This is a genomic window from Streptomyces sp. col6 (assembly GCF_008042035.1).
GTDB lineage: Bacteria > Actinomycetota > Actinomycetes > Streptomycetales > Streptomycetaceae > Streptomyces.
In genome coordinates this window covers 1,516,108-1,519,859 of the sequence record NZ_RDBL01000013.1, presented here as the reverse complement: position 1 = coordinate 1,519,859, position 3,752 = coordinate 1,516,108, and the positions used below count along the sequence as shown (strand labels likewise).

6 protein-coding genes and 1 pseudogene are annotated in these 3,752 nt (G+C 71.7%); 2 read left to right on the top strand and 5 right to left on the bottom strand.

The features are described 5' to 3' along the window. Positions 1–558: NUDIX domain-containing protein (locus EAO73_RS23605; RefSeq protein WP_224756403.1), on the bottom strand; the 558-nt coding region annotated here is incomplete at its 3' end. Between the two features lie 56 nt (positions 559–614). Between EAO73_RS23605 and EAO73_RS23600 the strand changes: the two genes are divergently transcribed. Both EAO73_RS23600 and EAO73_RS23595 read left to right on the top strand, forming a co-directional pair. Next, the gene (locus EAO73_RS23600; RefSeq protein ID WP_147973448.1) at positions 615–1,421 is read left to right on the top strand and encodes a M15 family metallopeptidase; all 807 of its coding nucleotides are present in this window, start codon (positions 615–617) and stop codon (positions 1,419–1,421) included. 121 nt (positions 1,422–1,542) lie between these two features. Continuing rightward, positions 1,543–1,899 (top strand): DUF962 domain-containing protein, encoded by a 357-nt coding sequence (locus EAO73_RS23595; RefSeq protein ID WP_147973447.1) that lies wholly within the window; start codon positions 1,543–1,545, stop codon positions 1,897–1,899. A gap of 34 nt (positions 1,900–1,933) precedes the next feature. Here EAO73_RS23595 and EAO73_RS23590 read toward each other — a convergent pair whose 3' ends face one another. From EAO73_RS23590 to EAO73_RS36695, 4 genes and pseudogenes are all read right to left on the bottom strand, one after another. Next, positions 1,934–2,539 carry a GTP-binding protein gene (locus tag EAO73_RS23590; protein WP_147973446.1) on the bottom strand — a complete coding sequence of 202 codons (606 nt, stop codon included), beginning with the start codon at positions 2,537–2,539 and terminating at the stop codon, positions 1,934–1,936. Continuing rightward, positions 2,520–2,942 carry a DUF742 domain-containing protein gene (locus EAO73_RS23585; protein WP_147973445.1) on the bottom strand — a complete coding sequence of 141 codons (423 nt, stop codon included), beginning with the start codon at positions 2,940–2,942 and terminating at the stop codon, positions 2,520–2,522. The genes EAO73_RS23590 and EAO73_RS23585 overlap by 20 nt, the downstream gene beginning before the upstream one ends. 9 nt (positions 2,943–2,951) lie before the next feature. Further along, positions 2,952–3,392, bottom strand: a complete 441-nt coding sequence (locus EAO73_RS23580) for a roadblock/LC7 domain-containing protein (RefSeq protein ID WP_147973444.1) — start codon at positions 3,390–3,392, stop codon at positions 2,952–2,954. Continuing rightward, positions 3,389–3,752, bottom strand: a pseudogene (locus EAO73_RS36695) (hypothetical protein); the annotation flags it as partial. The gene EAO73_RS23580 and the pseudogene EAO73_RS36695, both read right to left, overlap by 4 nt.

The following is a 3,752-nucleotide window of genomic DNA, read 5'->3' as shown; positions in this document are numbered from 1 at the left end:
GTGCAGGGCCTCGGCTGCGGGCCGGGTCAGGATGCAGAGGGACTGGCGGTAGCCGTCCACGGGCTCGCCCATGAAGTCGTGGGCGGTGGCGGGCCGTTCCGGGAGGAGCCCGAACAGGAGCAGGTGCCCGGCGGGTGAGCTGAGGGCGTCGGCGAGGCGGACGTCCTCGGGCCGGGCCTCGATGCGGGTCTCCTCGCGCAGTTCCCGTACGACGGCGTGCTGCCAGTCCTCGGCGTGGTCGATGAAGCCGCCGGGCAGGGCGAGGCCGCCGCGTGCGGGTTCGATGGTGCGGGTGATGACGACGAGGCCGGTGGTGTCGCCGTCGGTGACGGGGAGCAGGGCGACGGCGACCGGGAGCGGGTTGCGGTAGGCGGTCTCGCCGCAGGCGGCGCAGGTGCGGGGCCAGGTGTCCGGGGACGGGAGGCCGGTGTAGGAGGCTCCGCAGGCGGGGCAGTGGGAGTGGATCACGGGCTGCTCCGTTTCCGTGGGGACCGGGACGCGTCGGGGCCGGGTCTGCCGGCGCTCGTGGTGACCGGGCGGGGAACCGGTGGCGGACACGCGCGGACTGTACCGGATCGCCTTCCGCACGTCCCCGCGCGCGGGAGGATGTGCTCATGACAGGTATCGCGACCGCTTTCCGTGCCCTGGCGGCCACCGCCGCCGCCCTGCTCGCCGTGACCGTCACCGCGCCGGTGGCACAGGCGGGGCCCGGCCCCGGGGCGCCCAGGGAATTCGTCTCGCTGCGTTCGGTGGACCCCACGATCATCCAGGAGATGCGTTACCCCACCGCCCACGACTTCATGGGCGAGCCCGTGGACGGCTACCGCCAGTCCCTCTGCATCCTGACCCGGCCCGCAGCCGAGGCCCTGCACCGCGCCCAGCTCCGGCTGCTGCGGCAGGGCTACTCGCTGAAGGTGTACGACTGCTACCGCCCCCAGCGGGCCGTCGACCACTTCGTGCGGTGGGCGAAGGACCTCGACGACGAGACGATGAAGGGCGAGTTCTATCCGCGGGTCGACAAGACCCGGCTGTTCGCGGACGGGTACATCGCGGAGAAGTCCGGTCACAGCCGGGGCAGCACGGTGGATCTGACGCTGGTACGGCTGCCGGCCCTGCCGACCAGGCCGTACCGACCGGGCGAGAAACTGGTGCCGTGCTACGCGCCGAAGGCCGACCGCTTCCCCGACAACTCGGTGGACATGGGCACCGGTTTCGACTGCTTCGACACGCTCTCGCACACGGACGATCCCCGTATCCAGGGCGTTCAGCGCGCCAACCGGCAGTTCCTCAAGAGGACGCTCACCGAGGCCGGTTTCGTGAACCTCGCCGAGGAGTGGTGGCACTACACCTTCCAGCCCGAGGCGTTCCCCGACACCTACTTCGACTTCCCGGTGGCCCGCAGGTCGGTCGCCGGGCACTGAACCGGTCACGGCGCGAGGAACGGGCGGCCGGGACCACCCCCGTGGGATCCGACCGCCCGTTCTCTTTTCGGGACGCGGCGCAGCCGTTTCCGGTTGCGGGGTGAGCCACTACGGTTCCCGTATGTCACCGCAGACGTTCGAGTCGTACGAAGAGTTCTGGCCGTACTACGTCGCGATGCACTCGCGGGCCGCGACCCGCTGGGTGCATCTCACCGGCACCCTGACCGGTCTCGCCGTCACCGCCTACGGGCTGGCGCGCGGCCGCAAGCGGTATCTGGCCGCCCTGCCGCTCATCGGCTACGGCACGGCCTGGCCCGCGCACTTCCTGATCGAGAAGAACAACCCGGCCACCTTCGGGCACCCGGGCTGGTCGCTGCGCGGCGACGCGCAGATGATCCGGATGATGCTGGCCGGGCGCGACCACGAGCTGGCACGGACCGCCGAGAAGTGGCTCGCGGAGAACGGCCGCCAGGTCTAGGGCCGCGAGCCCAGCATGATCCGAACGAAAGGCCCTAGGTCGTCACGGGCTCGCGCGGGCGGTCCGCGCGGGCCAGGGCGTGTTCGACGACGGCCACCAGCACGTCCCGCGCCGAGGGCCGGTCCCGCGCGTCGCACATCAGGAGCGGCACCTCGGGGTCCAGGTCGAGCGCGGCCCGTACCGTCGCCTCCGGGAACCGTTCCGCGCCCTCGAAGCAGTTGACGGCGACAGCGAACGGGATGCGGCGGCGCTCGAAGTAGTCGACGGCCGCGAAGCAGTCCGCCAGGCGCCGGGTGTCCGCGAGCACGACCGCCCCCAGCGCGCCCTGGGCCAGCTCGTCCCAGAGGAACCAGAACCGGTCCTGCCCCGGCGTGCCGAAGAGGTACAGCACCAGGTCCTCGCGGAGCGTGATCCGGCCGAAGTCCATGGCCACGGTGGTCGTGGTCTTCCCCTCGACGCCGTCCAGGTCGTCCACCGGACGGCCCGCCTCGGTCAGCGTCTCCTCCGTGCGCAGCGGCCTGATCTCGCTGACCGCGCCCACCAGCGTCGTCTTGCCCACGCCGAAGCCGCCCGCCACCAGGATCTTGAGGGTGACGGGCTCCACGGGCCGCCTGTTGCGGCTAGAGCGCCCGAAGGCCATTGATCACCTCACGGAGAATGTTCACGTCCGGCAGCTCGGCCGGCGGAACGGGACGGGTCACGTGCACCAGCTCGTCCTCGACGAGGTCACCCACCAGGACCCGGACCACTCCCACGGGAAGGTCCAGCGACGAGGCGAGCTCGGCGATCGACTGCGGCACGTCGTCGCAGAGTTCGAGGATCTCGACGTGTTCCGGGGAGAGCAGCTGGTCCGCGTCCGGGTCGTCGGCCGCCGGTTCGGGCACGACGAGCGCGATCAGGTCGAGACGGTGGCGGGACGCGCTGCTGGTGCGTCCCCGGGTCATCGCGTAGGGGCGGACGACCGGCCCCGCCTCGTCGTCGTACCAGCGTGGGGTCCGCGGCCTTTCCGGGGTCTCCGGGGAGCCGGGCGATGCGACGCTCATGCCGTCCGCTCACCCCCCGGAGGGCTGACCGGTCCGGGGGGTGTTGGCCAGGTGGCGGCCCACCCGCTTGACCATCAGCGTCATCTCGTACGCCACCTGCCCCACGTCCGATTCGGATTCCGCGAGCACCGCGAGGCAGCTGCCGTCGCCGGCGGCGGTGACGAAGAGGAACGCCTCGTCGAGCTCCACAACGGTCTGGCGGACCCTGCCCGCCTCGAAGTGCCGGCCCACGCCCTTGGCCAGGCTGTGGAAGCCGGAGGCGACGGCGGCCAGGTGCTCGCTGTCCTCACGCGTCAGGTCCTTGGAGGCGCCGGTGGGAAGCCCGTCGCTGGAGAGCACCAGCGCCTTGCGGATGCTGGCGACGCGCTCGACGAGTTCGTCGAGGAGCCAGTTCAGTTCGCCGGATCCCTGGCGTACGGATTCGGTTGCTGCGGCGTTCGGTGCGGTCATGGACCGTCCCCTCCCGGAGTGGTTCCTTGTGCTGTGTCGCCGGGACCGGTCGAGTCCTCGGCGTTCTGCAGGCGGCCGCGCTGCCAGCCGCGCTGGAGCGAAGCCATACGGCTGCGTACCTCGTCCGCGTCCCGCTCGATGTCCTCGGCGCCCTCCACCGGAGCGGGCACCGCCGTGCGGGCGTCCGGTCCTTCGCGCAGCTGCGGGGCGAGGCTGGCCTGGCGGACGCGGACGAGGTACGCAGCCGTATGGCTTCGCTCCAGCGCGGCTGGCAGCGCGGCCGCCTGCAGAACGCCGAGGACTCGACCGGTCCCGGCGACACAGCACAAGGAACCACTCCGGGAGGGGACGGTCCATGAC